Annotated in this window: 11 protein-coding genes; 5 read left to right on the top strand and 6 right to left on the bottom strand. The window is 58.7% G+C overall.

Features of this window, described 5'->3' with window-relative positions; genetic code table 11:
- Window positions 1–180: 180 nt before the first annotated feature.
- Entirely contained in the window at window positions 181–540 is a 360-nt protein-coding gene (locus B7L09_RS01215) for a response regulator (RefSeq protein WP_094467408.1), read from the bottom strand.
- Between the two features lie 258 nt (window positions 541–798).
- Here B7L09_RS01215 and B7L09_RS01220 point away from each other — a divergent pair, with 258 nt between their 5' ends.
- From B7L09_RS01220 to B7L09_RS01240, 5 genes are all read left to right on the top strand, one after another.
- Window positions 799–4,290 carry a response regulator gene (locus B7L09_RS01220; protein ID WP_094467409.1) on the top strand — a complete coding sequence of 1,164 codons (3,492 nt, stop codon included), beginning with the start codon at window positions 799–801 and terminating at the stop codon, window positions 4,288–4,290.
- Window positions 4,290–5,123, top strand: coding sequence for a CheR family methyltransferase (locus B7L09_RS01225; protein WP_094467410.1), 834 nt, complete (start codon window positions 4,290–4,292; stop codon window positions 5,121–5,123). The genes B7L09_RS01220 and B7L09_RS01225 overlap by 1 nt, the downstream gene beginning before the upstream one ends.
- Window positions 5,120–5,713 (top strand): chemotaxis protein CheB, encoded by a 594-nt coding sequence (locus B7L09_RS01230; RefSeq protein WP_094467411.1) that lies wholly within the window; start codon window positions 5,120–5,122, stop codon window positions 5,711–5,713. Before B7L09_RS01225 ends, B7L09_RS01230 begins: the two co-directional genes overlap by 4 nt.
- Window positions 5,707–6,888, top strand: a complete 1,182-nt coding sequence (locus B7L09_RS01235; protein WP_094467412.1) for a hybrid sensor histidine kinase/response regulator — start codon at window positions 5,707–5,709, stop codon at window positions 6,886–6,888. Before B7L09_RS01230 ends, B7L09_RS01235 begins: the two co-directional genes overlap by 7 nt.
- A gap of 77 nt (window positions 6,889–6,965) precedes the next feature.
- A complete protein-coding gene (locus B7L09_RS01240) occupies window positions 6,966–7,343 on the top strand; it encodes a response regulator (RefSeq protein ID WP_059405185.1) in 378 nt (125 codons plus the stop codon).
- 30 nt (window positions 7,344–7,373) lie between these two features.
- Here B7L09_RS01240 and B7L09_RS01245 read toward each other — a convergent pair whose 3' ends face one another.
- The 5 genes from B7L09_RS01245 to B7L09_RS01265 all read right to left on the bottom strand — a co-directional run bounded on the left by B7L09_RS01245 (window position 7,374) and on the right by B7L09_RS01265 (window position 16,689).
- A complete protein-coding gene (locus tag B7L09_RS01245; RefSeq protein ID WP_438269284.1) occupies window positions 7,374–9,026 on the bottom strand; it encodes an ATP-binding protein in 1,653 nt (550 codons plus the stop codon).
- 14 nt (window positions 9,027–9,040) lie between these two features.
- Window positions 9,041–10,543: an ATPase domain-containing protein gene (locus tag B7L09_RS01250; RefSeq protein WP_094467414.1), complete on the bottom strand. Its 1,503-nt coding sequence runs from the start codon at window positions 10,541–10,543 to the stop codon at window positions 9,041–9,043.
- Between the two features lie 126 nt (window positions 10,544–10,669).
- Window positions 10,670–11,725: a HEAT repeat domain-containing protein gene (locus B7L09_RS01255; RefSeq protein WP_094467415.1), complete on the bottom strand. Its 1,056-nt coding sequence runs from the start codon at window positions 11,723–11,725 to the stop codon at window positions 10,670–10,672.
- A 363-nt stretch (window positions 11,726–12,088) separates the two neighbouring features.
- Window positions 12,089–13,510, bottom strand: coding sequence for an efflux transporter outer membrane subunit (locus B7L09_RS01260; protein ID WP_094467416.1), 1,422 nt, complete (start codon window positions 13,508–13,510; stop codon window positions 12,089–12,091).
- Window positions 13,507–16,689, bottom strand: coding sequence for an efflux RND transporter permease subunit (locus B7L09_RS01265; protein ID WP_094467417.1), 3,183 nt, complete (start codon window positions 16,687–16,689; stop codon window positions 13,507–13,509). The genes B7L09_RS01260 and B7L09_RS01265 overlap by 4 nt, the downstream gene beginning before the upstream one ends.
- Window position 16,690: the final 1 nt, after the last annotated feature.

Raw genomic sequence — 16,690 nt, forward strand, 5'->3', positions numbered from 1 at the left:
AGCTTATATGAGTGCTTGTGACTTAGCAAGGTTGTTAGTGTGATGGATTGTTTCAATAAACAGGGAAGGCTATATGAGTGCTTGNGNTTACTTTCAGAACGTTATGAGTTTCACTTGGCGGCTATTACAAGCACCGCTCCCTTTAGGGTTTGGTGCCTTTTAAGACGTGTATTTGTTTATTTATTCGAGCATGCCTTTAACTTTGTCCCGCAACTGATCAATGGAAAACGGCTTGCCAATTACCTGCATGCCTGCAGGCACCTCGATGCTCTCGGCATAACCGCTGGCAAACAGGATCGGCAGTTCAGGGCGCAGCATCCGCGCCTGTGTCGCCAGTTCTCGGCCGTCCATCACCGGTAACCCCACGTCGGTCATCATCAAATCGATGTGTTGATCTTCATCGTTGAGAAATTCCAGTGCCTTTTCGCTGCCATCGGCCTCAAGGACCTTGAACTCCAGTTCCTCCAGTACATCGACGATCAGCATGCGCACGATGGCATCGTCTTCTACTACCAGGATGATGGATGGGTCGGAGGACATAAGAGGGCTCTCAAGTTAAATTCAGGGTCGCAGGTCGATCGAAATCGCCGGGTTCCAGCATGAGTAAGTGGCAGATCCCGACAAGTTCCCGGCGTTGCGCAAAAAAGAATAGCTGTACTAGAGGCGGCAGGATAACCGCTCCTTTGACCAAGAGCAGCTAAATGCGGGGGTTTGCCCGAATACGCTTCATAAAATTGGATCAATGTGCCCGTTTTGGGGCAAACTCCTTGGTTTTGAACAGTTCGACAAGGCCTTCCCATGACCCCTGCGTCTTCGGTTGATGAGCAACGATTCCGTAAACTCCTGAGCCGCAACATCAGCCTGCCGTTGGGTGTCGGTGTGCTCAGTGCGGTGTTCTTCGTTTCGCTGATCACTTACCTGCTGTCGGTGATCCAGTGGGTTGAACACACCGACCGGGTGATCAATAACGCCAATGAAGCGGTGAAGCTGACCGTTGATCTGGAAACCGGGATGCGTGGCTTTTTGCTCAGCGGCGATGAGCATTTCCTCGACCCTTATGAGACGGCCAAGCCGAGAATCGCGGTCGCGCTCAATACCTTGCTCGAACTCACGGCCGACAACCCGGTTCAAACCGACCGTCTGCACCGGCTCCAGGCCTTGCAGGAGGAGTGGGCCAACTACGCGCAATCAATGATCGATTTGCAGCGCACCAGCGGCGATTATCGCAATGCCGTCAGGGCCGGGCGCGGCAAGCGCCTGACCGATGAGATCCGCAAGCAGTTCGAAGACGTGATCGACATGGAGCAGCAGTTGCGCACCACGCGCAACGAGGAAGTGCGCCGCACCACGATCTGGAGCATCACTCTTTACCTGTTGTTCATCCTTGGTATCAGCGGTTTGCTGGCCTACATCGGCCGTCGTGATTTGCTCAATCTGTCCCAAAGTTACAGCGCCAACCTCGCCGCGCAACAGGCCATCGCCCGGCGCCTGGAACAGCAGGCTTGGTTACGCAACGGTCAAACCGAGCTGGCCGAACAAGTGCTGGGGCAACTCAGCGTGAATTTGCTGGGGCGCAACATCCTGCAGTTCTGCGCGCAGTATCTGGGCACTGCGGTCGCCGCTATCTATGTGCGCGAAGAACATGGCGGCCTGAAGCGAATAGCGTCTTACGGGTTTTCTCGCGAGCAGGAAGAACGTGACCAGCAGATCTACAGCGATGAAGGGATTGTTGGCCAGGTGGCGCGACAAGCTCGCCTGATCCGTCTCGATAACGTGCCCAGCGACTACTTCAAAGTCAGCTCCGGCCTGGGCGAAGGTTTAACCCGCAGTGTGCTGGTGATGCCGACCAGCGACGACGACCGTGTCAACGGCGTCATCGAACTGGGCTTCCTGCGCCCGCTGGAAGAGCGTGATGTCGAATTGCTGGAATTGATTGCCGGCAATATTGGCACGTCCATCGAAGCTGCCCGTTATCGCCAACGCNTGCAAGAAGTGCTGGCCGAGACCCAGCAACTCAACGAAGAGCTGCAAGTGCAGCAGGAAGAGCTCAAGACCGCCAACGAAGAGCTGGAAGAGCAGTCGCGCATTCTCAAGGAATCCCAGGCTCACCTGGAAACCCAGCAGGCCGAGCTTGAGCAGACCAACGAACAACTCGCCGATCAGGCGCAGATCCTGGCCGACCAGCGTGATGCGATGGACTTGAAAAATACTGAGCTCAACCAGGCCCAGGCGCAGCTTGAAGAGCGCGCCGAAGAGTTGCAGCGCTCCAGCAAGTACAAGTCCGAGTTCCTCGCCAACATGTCCCATGAGTTGCGCACACCGCTGAACAGCTCGCTGATTCTGGCCAAGCTGCTGGCGGAGAACCCTCAGGAAAACCTCAGCGCAGAACAAGTGAAGTTCGCCGAGTCGATCTATTCCGCCGGCAATGACTTGCTCAATCTGATCAATGACATTCTCGATATTTCCAAGGTCGAGGCCGGCAAGCTGGAAATGCGCCCCGAGAACACCAGCGTTGCGCGTCTGGTGGACGGACTGCGCGGGATGTTTGAGCCGATGGCGGCTGACAAGCAGTTGAAATTCGAGGTCGACTTGCAGCCCGATTCGCCGATGATGCTGTTCACCGACCGCCAGCGTCTGGAGCAAGTCATCAAGAACCTGCTGTCGAACGCGGTGAAATTTACCGAAAAAGGCACCGTCAGCCTCACGGTGGCGTCCCAGCCGAACGACGGCATCGCCTTTATCGTCCGCGATTCCGGGATCGGCATCGCCGCCGACCAGCAGGACAGCATCTTCGAAGCCTTCCGCCAGGCCGACGGCACCACCAATCGCCGTTATGGCGGCACGGGCCTGGGCTTGTCGATTTCCCGCGATTTGGCGGCGTTGCTGGGCGGTTCGATCAGCGTTACCAGCGAGCCGGGGCAGGGCAGTGTGTTCACCCTCGTGCTGCCGCAGCAATACGTAGAACCGGGTGATGCGCCGGTCGCGCCGATGCAGGCTACCCCGGTCGCCGCAAAACCGAGAGTGGCAACGCTCGCGCCGGTGCCGCTGATCGCTGAAGTCGACATTCCGCGTTTCGACGATGACCGCAGCAAGGCGCCATTCACCACCCGTTGCATCCTGGTGGTGGAAGATGAGCCAAATTTTGCAAACATTCTCTACGATCTGGCCCACGAACTGGGTTACCAGTGCCTGGTCGCCCACGGGGCCGATGAAGGCTACGACTTGGCCAAGGAGTTCATTCCCGACGCCATTCTGCTGGACATGCGCCTGCCCGACCATTCCGGGCTGACCGTGCTGCAACGCCTCAAGGAACACGCCAATACCCGCCACATTCCGGTGCATGTGATCTCTGTGGAAGATCGCGTCGAGGCGGCCATGCACATGGGCGCGATCGGTTATGCGGTCAAGCCCACCACCCGCGAAGAACTCAAGGATGTATTTGCCCGCCTGGAAGCCAAATTGACCCAGAAGGTCAAACGCGTACTGCTGGTGGAAGACGATGACCTGCAACGCGACAGCATTGCCCGCTTGATCGGCGACGAGGACATCGAAATCACCGCCGTCGGCTTCGCCCAGGAAGCGCTCGACCTGCTGCGCACGAATATTTACGACTGCATGATCATCGACCTCAAACTGCCGGACATGCTCGGCAATGAGCTGCTCAAGCGCATGGCGACCGAAGACATCTGCTCGTTCCCGCCGGTAATCGTCTACACCGGGCGCAACCTGACCCGTGACGAAGAGGCGGAGCTGCGCAAGTATTCGCGCTCGATCATCATCAAAGGCGCGCGCTCACCTGAACGCTTGCTGGACGAAGTGACACTCTTTCTGCACAAAGTCGAATCCCAGCTGTCCCATGACCGCCAGAAGATGCTCAAGACCGCCCGCAGCCGCGACAAGGTCTTTGAAGGTCGCAAGATCCTGTTGGTGGACGACGATGTGCGTAACATCTTCGCCCTGACCAGTGCCCTGGAGCACAAGGGCGCCGTGGTGGTGATCGGGCGTAACGGCCGTGAGGCGATCGACAAACTCAATGAAGTTGACGACGTGGACCTGGTGTTGATGGACGTGATGATGCCGGAAATGGACGGTTACGAGGCTACCACCTTGATCCGCCAGGACCCGCGCTGGAAAAAGCTGCCAATCATTGCAGTGACGGCCAAGGCCATGAAAGACGATCAGGAACGTTGTCTCGCGGCGGGCTCGAACGACTACCTGGCCAAGCCGATCGACCTGGACCGTTTGTTCTCGCTGATTCGCGTGTGGTTACCGAAGATGGAACGCATTTAGTGGAACGCATAGAAACAGTGGCGCGAAACAGCGAGATCGAACTGCGGTTGTTGATCGAGGCGATCTACCTCAAGTACAGCTACGACTTTCGCGATTATTCCGGCGCTTCGATCAAGCGTCGGGTCAATCACGCGTTGGTGCAATTCGAGTGCAGTACCATTTCCGCCCTGCAAGAAAAGGTGCTGCACGATCCGACCGCGTTCATGCAGTTGCTGCAATTGCTGACGATNCCGGTGAGCGAGATGTTTCGCGACCCGTCGCACTTCCTGGCGATCCGCCAGGAGGTGGTGCCGTTGCTCAAGACCTACCCGTCGATCAAGATCTGGATCGCCGGTTGCAGCACGGGGGAGGAGGTGTACTCCATGGCCATCCTGCTGCGCGAAGAAGGCTTGCTGGAGCGCACGATCATCTANGCAACGGATATCAATCCGCGCTCGCTGGAGAAGGCCAAACAGGGGATTTTCTCCATGGAGAATGTCCGCGCCTACACTCATAACTACCAGCAGGCAGGTGGCCAGCGTTCGTTCGCCGACTACTACACGGCGGCGTATGGCTACGCGATTTTCGACAAGACGTTGTGTGAGAACGTGACGTTCGCCGACCACAGCCTGGCGACAGACAGCGTCTTTTCAGAAACCCAATTGATTTCGTGCCGTAACGTTCTGATTTATTTCAATAAAAAATTACAGGATCGCGCGTTCGGTCTGTTTCATGAATCCCTTTGTCATCGCGGGTTCCTGGTCTTGGGCAGTAAGGAAACCCCGGATTTTTCGGCTTTCGGCAACCAGTTTGTGCCCTTGGTCAAACAAGAACGGATTTACCGCAAATCATGAACAATGCAACGGATTTGCCTTCGATAGACGCTATCGTGATCGGCGCTTCGGCCGGTGGAGTGGAGGCATTGCTCAACATCCTCAGTCCGTTGCGTGAGGGGTTCGTCCTGCCGATCATCGTAGTCCTGCACCTGCCCGACGAGCGCCGTAGCCAACTGGCCGAAGTCTTTGCCCGCCGGGTGTCGATGCCTGTCAGGGAAGCCTGCGACAAAATCCATGTGGAAGCCGGAACCTTGTATTTCGCCACGCCGGGTTATCACTTGTCAGTGGAGCAGGACCGCAGTTTTTCCCTGAGCCTGGAGGATCGCGTGCATTACTCACGGCCCTCCATTGATTTTCTGTTCGAGTCGGCTGCCGATGCCTACGGTCCGAAGCTGGCAGCCGTGCTGCTGACCGGCGCGAATCGCGACGGCGCCCGAGGGCTGGCCCACGTCAAACAGTCTGGTGGCCTGACCATCGTGCAGGATCCGGACGAAGCCCAGGTCGCGACTATGCCCTTGGCGGCGCTGGATACTCACCAGCCAGACCACATTCTCCCTATACGCGGCATCGGCCGTCTGCTTGTCGAGCTGGAACAAATAGCATGCTAAGTAACATCCAAGCCAAATTGCTGATCGTCGATGATCTGCCGGAAAACCTGCTGGCCCTCGAGGCGCTGATCAAGCGCGAGGATCGCCAGGTCTTCAAGGCATTGAGCGCCGACGAGGCCTTGTCGTTGCTGCTGCAACACGAATTCGCCATGGCCATTCTCGACGTACAGATGCCGGGCATGAACGGCTTTGAACTGGCCGAGTTGATGCGCGGTACAGAGAAAACCAAGAACATCCCGATCGTGTTCGTCAGTGCCGCCGGCCGCGAGCTGAACTACGCGTTCAAGGGTTACGAAAGCGGGGCCGTGGACTTCCTGCACAAGCCTCTGGATATTCACGCCGTCAAAAGCAAGGTCAACGTCTTCGTCGACCTGTACCGCCAAAGCAAAGCGATGAAGCAACAGGTCGAAGAACTGGAACAGGCTCGCCGCGAACAGGAAGCGCTGCTCAAGCAGTTGCAGACCACCCAGAATGAACTGGAGCAAGCGGTGCGCATGCGTGATGACTTTATGTCGATCGTCGCCCACGAAGTGCGTACGCCGCTTAACGGGCTGATCCTGGAGACCCAGCTGCGCAAGATGCACCTGGCGCGTGATAACGCCGCTGCGTTTACGCTGGACAAGATGCACGCGATGGTCGACCGCGATGAGCGCCAGATCCAGAGCCTGATCCGTCTGATCGAGGACATGCTCGANGTGTCACGCATCCGCACCGGCAAGCTGTCGATCCGCTCGACCAGATTTGACCTCGTGCAATTGGTCAGCAACCTGTTGCAAAACTTTGCGCCGCAGGTTGACGCCGCCGAGTGTTCCGTTGCGTTTAGCGCCGAACAGCCAGTGGTCGGCAACTGGGACGAATTTCGTATCGAGCAAGTGATTTCAAATCTGCTGACCAATGCCTTGCGTTATGGTGGCAAAAGCCGGATCGATGTGAGGGTCTACAGTCACGAGGGTCAGGCACGGGTCGAAGTGCAGGACCGCGGGATCGGTATCAGCGAAGAAAACCAGAAGCGCATTTTTCAACAGTTCGAACGGGTGTCAGCCAAGACCGTGGTCGCGGGGCTGGGACTGGGGCTGTTTATTTCCGAGCAGATCGTCGCCGCCCATGGCGGTTCCATCGCCGTCGAGAGCAAGATCAACGAGGGCGCCTTATTTCGCGTTTGTCTGCCGCTGTAGGAAAACAGCCGGATAAACGCAACCTCTGATCGACCCTATGGTCGTATCAGCAGCTATTGACCGAACAAAGGCTTCCCATGAGTGAAGATGCACAAGATGTAGTACTCATTGTCGAGGATGACCCCTCGATTCTGATGGTATTGTCCGCTTACTTGTCGGGTGAGGGTTACCGGGTGCTGCAGGCCGAAAACGGCGAGCAGGCCTTCGAAATACTGGCGAGCAAGCCGCACCTGGACATGATGATCACTGACTTTCGTTTGCCGGGTGGCATTTCCGGTGTGCAGATCGCCGAGCCGGCCGTAAAGCTGCGACCTGAGCTCAAAGTGATTTTTATCAGCGGTTATCCGCAGGAAATCCGCGAGACCGACAGCCCGATCACGCGCAAGGCGCCGATCCTCGGCAAGCCGTTCGATCTGGATGTGTTGCAAGAGCTGATGCAGGAAATGCTGTCGTAAACAACCCCGAAGCCCCCGCCATGGGGGCTTTCAGATTCGGATCATCTCCCGCACCTTGGCCGTCAACAGGTCGAAGGTGAACGGCTTGGTGATCATCTGCATGCCAGGGTCAAGGAATCCACCGCGCACCGCCGCGTGTTCGGCATAACCGGTGATNAACAGCACTTTCAGCTCCGGGCGCAGTTGCCGCCCGATTTCCGCCAGTTGCCGCCCGTTCATGCCGGGCAATCCCACATCGCTGATCAACAAATCGATACGCTGGCCGGAATCGAGAATCGGCACTGCACTGTCGGCATCGCCTGCTTCGACGAAGGCGTAGCCCAACTCACTCAATACCGCACTGACCAGCACCCGTACCGCCGGATCATCTTCGACGATCAGCACGGTTTCGCCGTCCTGGGCATAAGGCGCGTGTGCGATATCTTCCAGCGTGTCCTCAACTAGCGCACCGTTGTAGCGCGGAAGATACAGGCTGACCGTCGTACCGTTGCCCACTTCACTCTCGATGGTCACGTGGCCGTGGGATTGCTTGCTGAAACCGTAAATCATCGACAAGCCCAAACCGGTGCCCTGGCCAATCGGTTTGGTGGTGAAGAACGGATCGAAAGCCCTGCTGATGGTGCCTTCCGGCATGCCGCAGCCGGTGTCGGTCACGCGCAGCACGACGTAATCACCCGGTTGCAGATTGCTGTGAACCTGCGTGAAACCTTTGTCCAAGCGTTGATTCGAGGTGTTGACCACCAGTTTTCCGCCTTCAGGCATGGCGTCGCGGGCGTTCAGCACCAGGTTGAGGAGGGCGCTTTCGAGCTGGTTGGGGTCGGCCTCGGCCACCCACAAGTCCTCGCTCAATTGCATGTCCAGTTGAATGCTTTCGTTGATGCTGCGCTGCAACAGTTCGCCCATGGACACCACCAGGGTATTCATTTCCACGGGTTTGGAATCCAGCGACTGGCGTCGGGAGAACGCCAGCAGGCGATGGGTCAGACCTGCCGCGCGATTGGCCGAGGTCACCCCCAGATCAATCAGGCCGTCCAGGTCATCGGTGCGACCTCGGGCCAGGCGTCGACGTAGCAACTCGAGGCTGCCGATGATGCCGGTCAACATGTTGTTGAAGTCGTGGGCGATGCCGCCGGTGAGTTGGCCGACAGCCTCCATTTTCTGCGACTGTCTGAGGGCTTCTTCGTTGTGGCGCAGTTGGGCGGTACGTTCCTCGACTTGTTGTTCGAGGGTTTCCAGCGTGTTTTGCAGCCGCAGTTCGCTTTGGCTCAGGTCAATCAAGCGGTCCCTGGCTTCGTACTGCCGTCGTCGCCCACGCAATGCGGTAGTGACCAGGCTGATCAACGTCACCGGATGAAACGGGCGCTCGAGGAAGGTCACGTTGCCCAATTGCGGGCCGAGACGTGACGCGGGGTTCTGTTCCGGGCCGCCGTGGTGGGTCAGCAGTACGATTGGCAGGTCTGACCACGCCGGCTGTTCCTCGATCAAGCCCAGCAGCGGTTCTAGATCGCAACCCAGCAAGGCTTCCGAAGAAATCAACAGCAGGCCGGCGCCTTGCGCCAGCTCGCTGCACAGCGTGACCAGGTCCCGGGTAACAATCCCTTCGAATCCCGCCTCGTGAAGCATCATCAGCGCAATCTGGCTGTCACGTCCCAGCGGCGCGAGAATAATTGCGCGCTCCGACATCGCCTCGACAACACTCACCGGTCATCATCCTTGAGCAGTGGCTGGCTGGCGCCCAGGTAAGTCGGCACGCCGCGCAATACACCCTGGAACGCATCCAAAGGCTCACCGATGGTCATGCCCGAGGCGCTGATTCGATACTCGCGAATGGTCGACTCATGGGCGCCGGTGCGTTTCTTGATAATCGAAATGGCCCGGCGAACTTTGCCGAGCGCTTCGAAGTANCGCAACAGAATCACCGTGTCAGCCAGATAAGTAATGTCGACCGGGGCCTGCATGTCCCCGACCAGCCCATGTTGGGCCACGGTCATGAACGTCGCGGCGCCTCGGCGATTGAGGTACAGCAGCAACTCGTGCATGTGCAAAATCAGTGAGTTTTCTTCCGGCATTGCGGCCTGGTAGCCGTTGATACTGTCGATCACCACGGTTTTGATCCCGCGCTCGTCGACGCAGCGCCGCACCCGGTGCGAGAACTCGCCAGGAGACAGTTCGGCGGCGTCGACTTGCTCGATCAGCAGGTTGCCGGTGTCTTGCAGCGCCTGCAGGTCGATGCCCATGTTTTTCATGCGCTCGAACAGCAGTCCCAGCTCTTCATCGAAGATAAACAGCGCGGCTTTCTCACCCCGGGCAACGGCTGCCGCGGCGAAGATCATCGAGATCAGCGACTTGCCGGTGCCGGCCGGGCCGAGAATCAGCGTGCTGGAACCGGTCTCGATGCCGCCGCCAAGCAGGGCGTCCATTTCCTTGATGCCGCTGGTCAACTGCTGGCGGATGTAACCGCCGCGGTGTTCTGCGGCGACCAGGCGAGGGAATACGTGCACGCCGTCGCCCATAATCGTGAAGTCATGGAACCCGCCGCGGTACTTCTGGCCACGGTATTTCACAATCCGCACGCGACGGCGCTCGGCGCCGTAGGTGGGCGTCAATTCTTCCAGGCGAACCACCCCGTGGGCCACGCTGTGTACGGTCTTGTCCAGGGATTCGGTGGTCAGGTCGTCCAGTAACAGCACCGTGGCGTTGTAGCGCACAAAGTAGTGCTTGATCGCCAGGATCTGCCGGCGATAGCGCAGCGAGCTTTGCGCGAGCAGACGGATTTCCGAGAGGCTGTCGAGGACCACCCGGGTCGGCTTGACCCGTTCGACCACTTCGAAAATCTGCTTGGTCGCTTCGCCCAGCTCAAGGTCCGAGGAATACAGGAGGCTTTGCTGATGCTCTGCATTGAGCAGGCTTTCTGGCGGTGTCAGTTCGAAGATGTGAATGTTTTCATCCAGCTCCCAACCGTGGGACAAAGCCCCTTGGCGCAGCTCGCGCTCGGTTTCTGAAAGCGTGATGTACAACGAGCGCTCGCCGGCACGGGCGCCAGCCAACAGAAAATGCAAAGCGACGGTGGTTTTGCCGGTTCCGGGTTCACCCTCCAGCAAAAACACGTGTCCGCGGGATAATCCACCGGCCAGGATGTCATCCAGACCTTCGATGCCGGTGGCGGCTTTTGCACTGAACAACTCGTTAGATGTAGACAAAAATAACCCTCTCATGACTAGGGGAAGCGAGGCAGCAGGCCTGAAGTGCCTGAATGGACTGCCTGATCACTTGACCTTTCGCCGTGACGACGGTTCAACCTTTTTGCCGGTGCGATATCAGTGGCGTTATAAACCCTGCTGCAACGCCGGATCGTCTGGATTGAGTTGTTCCAACAGCGCCAGAAGGATCTGCACGTTCTGCAATTGACCGCTTTCTTTCCAGTAATTGATCAGCAGCACCCGCGCCTTGCGATCCGCCGGATGGCGCTGAACGATTTCCTGCAACTGTTTTTGCGCTGCTTCCAGCTCCTGCTCACCGTGCAATGTGGTCGCCAGGTCGTAGCGGTAATCCTTGTTGTTCGGCTCGATCTCGACCGCTTTGGACAGCCCAAGCAGGGCAAATTCACTTTGCCCGTGATGCAGCAACCAAAGCCCCAAGGCATGTTGCAGGTAGGCCGAGTCGGGTTGAGCTTTCAACTGTTTCGCCAGCAATTGCCGGGCTGCGTCGCTTTGGCCTTGTTTATCCAGGACTTCAATCTGCATCACCAGCGCCGGCAGATTGCCTGGGTCCAGTTGCAGCGTGCGTTCCAGCGCCTGCTGCGCTTCTTTCAGTTCGGCATTGTGCAAGTACAGACGGGCGAGTTGGTATTGGGTTTCGGCGCTTTCCGGGAGACTTTTCAGGTCCCGTTCCCAGGCATCGATGGCTTGCTGCAACGGCCCGAAATACAAGCCCAGGTCATCCGGCGACAAACCCAGCAGCGCGTTGATCGCGGCGGACCGGACGTTTTGTTCGCTGTCATCGAGCAACGGTCCGATCAGCAAACTGCGCTGCCCACTGGGCACCAGTCCGCCAATGCTTTTGATGGCCGCAATGCGCACGTCGGCCGAAGGGTTTTGCAGGTCTGCATCCGCCAGTTTCAGGGCTTGCGGGCTCGGGTAATTCGGCAGTTCGGCATGCAGCCAGACACGGCGCTTGGGTGACAGGTCAGGGCGCCCCAGTTGCTGGTAGAGCACCCGTGCGGCCCCCGGTTGCCCGGCGCGCGCCTGGGTCAACGCTTCGCTGTAACCGCGCTTGATGGCTTCCGGCACCACAGGGGTTGTGCTGCGCAGAAAAAGCCAGGCAAGAACGATGGCGAACAGGACACAGAGGCTGATGAGCAAGTAGCGGCGGGACTGGGGCATGCAGGAATCCGGGGGCTGGCAGCTTTTGCAGAGCTGTCAGCTTCGGTCAGGTAGGCGTGTGAGTCAAACCCTGACTCAGCACGATGCTGGCGATTTTGCCTACAAGTCGTGTCGACATTGAAACCCGTCGAAGTCATGAAGCAGTGACTACGCTTGCTGGAGATGGCTCGAAGAGTGTTCCCATGCAACCGCTGCTCCAGTACTTCAAGGCAATGCTCAACCCCGGGCAAGGGGNGCAAGCTCGCTCCCACATGGGATGGTCAGCGGGTTCAAGTCATCGGCAAAAAAAAGCCCCGCAACCGAATGAGGCGCAGGGCTAAAAAATTGGTTGGTTGCGGCCAACCAAAGGAGCTCTTTACAAACTTACTTGCTGGCGACTGTCTCTGGTTGCCAGCCACCACCAAGGGCTTTGTAAATCGCGACAATGCCACGATAAAGATCGGTTTCCGCCGAGGCCTGGGTATCTTCGGCCGCCAGACGCTCACGTTGGGCATCCAGCAGGACGAGGAAGTCCACGGTGCCTTCGCGGTAGCGAATCTCGGCCAGGTTTGCGGCTGAACGGCTGGATTCACTTTGACGAATCAGCGAGACCAGACGCTGCTGGCGTTTGCCGTAATCGCTGAACGCGTTTTCCGATTCTTCCAGCGCCAGCAGCACTTGCTGCTCGTAGGTCGCCAGCGCGCCTTCGGCATCGGCATCGGCGCCGCGCAGACGGGCGCGCACGCTGCCCAGGTCGAACGCAGCCCACGTGATGCTCGGGCCAAGCGCCCAGGCATTCGCGGCCGCCGAGCCGATCTGCGAACCGCGCCCGGCGGTAAAGCCGAGGAAGCCGCTGAGGCTGACCCGCGGGAACAGGTCCGCCTTGGCCACGCCGATACGGGCAGTAGCGGCGGCCAGTTTGCGNTCGGCGCTGAGGATGTCTGGACGACGTTGCAGCAATTCACCCGGGTCACCGATCGGCAAGGATTTGGCAATCGCCGGCAGGTCTTTTGGGCTCAAGTCGACAGTCAGCTTGTCCGGACGCTCACCCAACAGGGTGGCAATACGGTTTTTCTGCCGAACCTGTTCGGCCTGCAACTGCGGCACGCTGGCTTCGACCGAGGCGAGGCGTGCATCGGCACGCTCCACGTCGAGTTGGTCGCCGACGCCGGCATCACGCAGGCTGACGGTGATGGTGCGTGATTCCTGCTGGTTGTTCAGGTTGGCCAGGGCAATGCGTTCGCGCAGTTGNGCGCCGCGCAATTGGCCATAAGAATCCACCAGTTCGGCAATCATGGTGACTTGCAGTTGGTACAGATCGGCTTCGAGCGCTTGCTGTTCGGCGTCGGCGGATTCCAGATTGCGCTGGATACGGCCAAACAGGTCGATCTCCCACGCCATGTCCAGGCCCAAGTCGTAACGTTCGCTGTTGACCCGTTTGGTGGTCTGGCCTGGAATCTGACCTTTACCCAAGTCACTGCTGGCGCGGCTGGTGATGGTGGGCATGGCGTCATTGCTGACGTCATCGCGAATCGCCCGGGCCGCTTTCCAGCGGGCAAAGGCCACCTGCAGATCACGGTTGCCTTGCAGCGATTGAGTCACCAACTGGTTGAGGGTCGGGTCTTCGAACTGCTGCCACCAGATGCCTTCGAAACGCGAGCGATCGAAGTTTTTCTGACCGGCAGCGCCATCGGTTGCGGTAGTGATGTTCGCCGGCTCAGTGGCTGGAGTCTTGTAGTCCGGGCCGACGGCACAAGCACTCAGGGCCAGTACCAGAAGGCTCGGCAGGAAGGCTTTCAGGCTCATTGTTGCGCCTCCAGTTTCAGGGCTTTGGCCGCTTTGCGTTTTTCACCGCGCTCCACAAAGTTACGAATCAATACGTAGAACACTGGCGTCAGCAACAGGCCGAAGAAGGTCACCCCGATCATCCCGGAGAACACCGCCACGCCCATGGCATGACGCATCTCGGCACCGGCACCGCTGGACAACACCAGAGGCACAACACCCATGATGAACGCGAAGGAGGTCATCAGGATCGGACGCAGACGCAGACGGCACGCTTCGAGGACCGCAGCCAGCGGGCTGAGACCCTCGTCCTGCTGTTTATCCTTGGCAAACTCGACGATCAGAATCGCGTTCTTACACGCCAGGCCCACCAGTACGATCAAGCCGATCTGGGTGAAGATGTTGTTGTCGCCGCCGGAGATGATCACCCCGGTAATGGCCGACAGCAGCGTCATCGGTACGATCAGGATCACCGCCAATGGCAGGCTCCAGCTTTCGTACTGGGCCGCCAGTACCAGGAACGCCAGCAGTACGCAGAGCGGGAACACGAACAGTGCAGTGTTGCCCGAGAGGATTTGCTGATAAGTCAGGTCGGTCCACTCGTAGGTCATGCCGTTGGGCAGTTCCTCTTTCAGCAGCTTTTCAATCGCTGCCTGGGCCTGGCCGGAGCTGTAGCCCGGTGCGGCGTTGCCGTTGATTTCGGCGGTGATAAAGCCGTTGTAGTGCATCACGCGGTCAGGGCCCGAGGTGTCGCTGACCTTGATGAAGGTCGCCAGCGGGATCATCTCGCCTTTGTTGTTACGCACTTTCAACTGGCCGATCTGGTCTTCATCCTGGCGGAACTGCTGCTCAGCCTGCACGTTGACTTGATAGGTACGGCCGAAGCGGTTGAAGTCGTTGGCATACAACGAACCCAGGTAGATCTGCAGGGTGTCGAAGATGTCGCTGACCGCCACGCCATGGGTCTTGGCCTTTTCGCGGTCGATGGCGGCATCGACCTGGGGCACGTTGACCGTGTAGCTGGTGAACAGTCCGAACAACTCCGGCGTGGTGCGGCTCTTGGTGATGATGTTCTGCACTTCTTTGTACAGCTCGTCATACCCCAGGTTGCCACGGTCTTCGATCTGCAGGCGGAACCCGCCAATCGTGCCCAGGCCCTGTACCGGCGGCGGTGGGAAGATTGCCATGTAGGCTTCTTCGATGCCGCTGTACTTGCCGTTCAGTGCACCGGCAATCGCACCTGCAGACATGCTCGGGTCTTTACGTTCGTCGAACGGCTTCAAGGTCACGAACACGATGCCGCTGTTCGGGCTGTTGGTGAAACCGTTGATCGACAGGCCCGGGAACGCTACGGCGCTTTCCACGCCCGGTTGCTTCAGCGCGATGTCGGACATGCGCTTGATCACATCTTCAGTGCGGTCCAGGCTCGCAGCGTCCGGCAATTGCGCGAAGGCCACCAGGTATTGCTTGTCCTGGGCCGGCACGAAACCGGTCGGGGTGTGGGCAAAACCGAACCAGGTCAGCACCATCAGGCCTGCGTACAACAGCAGGGCAATACCGCTGCTGCGGATAACCCGGGCTACGGTGCCGACATAGCCATGGCTGGCGCGTTCGAAGAACCGGTTGAACGGACGGAAAAGCCAGCCGCCCAATAGTTTATCAAGCACTTTGGTAAAGCGATCTTTCGGCGCATCGTGGCTCTTGAGCAGCACGGCGGCCAGGGCAGGGGACAGTGTCAGCGAGTTGAACGCCGAGATCACGGTCGAGATGGCAATGGTCAGGGCAAACTGTTTATAGAACTGGCCGGTGAGTCCGGAAATGAACGCCGCCGGGATAAATACCGCACACAGCACCAGCGCCGTCGCGATGATCGGCCCGGTCACCTCTCGCATGGCTTTCTTGGTGGCTTCTACGGGCGTTTCTCCCAGCTCGATGTGCCTTTCCACGTTCTCCACCACCACGATGGCGTCGTCCACCACGATACCGATCGCCAGTACCAGGCCGAACAGCGACAGCGCGTTAAGCGAGAAGCCAAACAGGTGCATCACCGCAAACGTACCGATCAACGAGACCGGCACCGCCACCAATGGAATGATCGAGGCGCGCCAGGTTTGCAGGAACAGAATCACCACCAGCACCACGAGGATCAGTGCTTCGAACAGGGTGTGCACCACCGCTTCGATGGAGCCACGCACGAAGATGGTCGGGTCATAGACGATGCTGTAGTCCATCCCTTGCGGGAAGTTCTTTTTCAGCTCTTCCATCTTGCCGCGCACTTCGTTGGAGATCTCGATGGCGTTGGAGCCTGGGCGCTGGAAGATCGGGATCGCCACGGCCGGCTGGTTGTTGAGCAACGAACGCAGGGCGTATTGGCTGGAACCCAGCTCGACCCGTGCGATGTCCTTCAGGCGCGTGATTTCACCGTTATCGCCTGCGCGAATGATGATGTTCTCGAACTCTTCTTCCGTCACCAGACGGCCCTGAGTGTTCACCGACAACTGGAAGCTGGTGGCATTCGGCGCAGGGGGCGCACCCAGTGCACCGGCAGCGACCTGACGGTTCTGTTCACGAATGGCCGTCACCACATCGGTGGCCGTCAGGTTGCGCGAAGCGGTCTTGTTCGGATCGAGCCAGACCCGCAGCGAGTAGTCGCCCATACCGAACAGCTGCACGTCACCGACACCGCCCAGGCGTGCCAGCTCATCCTTCACATTGAGCAAGGCGTAGTTGGACAGGTACAGCATGTCGTAACGTTGATCCGGCGAGGTCAAGTGCACAACCATGGTCAGGTCGGGCGACGCCTTGTCGACGGTGATACCGATGCGCGTCACTTCTTCTGGAAGTTTCGGCTCGGTTCGGGTCACCCGGTTTTGAACCTGCACCTGTGCGTTGTCCAGGTCGGTGCCCAGGGCGAAGGTGATGGTCAGGGTCAGCTTGCCGTCGGCGGTGGACTGCGAGGACATGTACAGCATGTTCTCGACGCCGGTGATGGCTTGCTCCAGGGGAGCGGCCACGGTTTCACCGATGACTTTGGGGTTGGCACCCGGGAAGTTGGCACGCACCACGACGGTCGGTGGCACCACTTCCGGGTATTCGCTGATCGGCAGTTGGAACAGCGAGATTGCACCGGCGATCAGGATCAACAGCGACAGCACCGCTGCGAAGATCGGCCGTGAAATGAAGAATTGGGAAAAATTCATC

Origin of the sequence: Pseudomonas mandelii (assembly GCF_002251635.1) — a bacterium.
Classification (GTDB): domain Bacteria; phylum Pseudomonadota; class Gammaproteobacteria; order Pseudomonadales; family Pseudomonadaceae; genus Aquipseudomonas; species Aquipseudomonas mandelii_B.